General features: G+C 71.8%; 1 protein-coding gene. It reads left to right on the top strand.

All coding sequences use genetic code 11. The features are described 5' to 3' along the window. Window positions 1–200: 200 nt before the first annotated feature. Window positions 201–387: hypothetical protein (locus MKL20_RS27425; protein ID WP_244039323.1), on the top strand; the 187-nt coding region annotated here is incomplete at its 3' end.

Genomic DNA, 387 nt, shown 5'->3' with positions numbered 1-387 from the left:
CGCGTCCGCCTCGCTCGGTGGATGACCAGACTCACACGATGCCGATTGCGGCGCGGGTCCCCTCTCCCGTGCGGGAGAGGGACAGGGTGAGGGATGCGACCTCTCCGGACGACCCTCGTCCCTCACCCCAACCCTCTCCCGTGCGGGAGAGGGAGCCCGTTGCGGCCGTCGCAACTCGATATGTGCCTTCGTCACCCGCTTTGAGCGGCGAGAGCGCCACATCTCTCCGACCGCTTCTGGCGGCTCTGCTGATTGCGGCCGCCCTGCTGGTGCAGGGCCATCTTCTCGGCACCGCCTTGGCCATCGACGAGGCCCCGGCCCCGCCGAAGCCCCCCGAGGCCCGGGTGCCGCGGGCCGCCGCGACCGTGATGGCCGCGCCCCCCTCAT

Origin of the sequence: Methylobacterium sp. E-066, from assembly GCF_022829635.1 — a bacterium.
Lineage (GTDB): Bacteria > Pseudomonadota > Alphaproteobacteria > Rhizobiales > Beijerinckiaceae > Methylobacterium.
The sequence above is the reverse complement of the archived record's forward strand: the minus strand, read 5'-3'. Positions and strand labels throughout refer to the sequence as shown.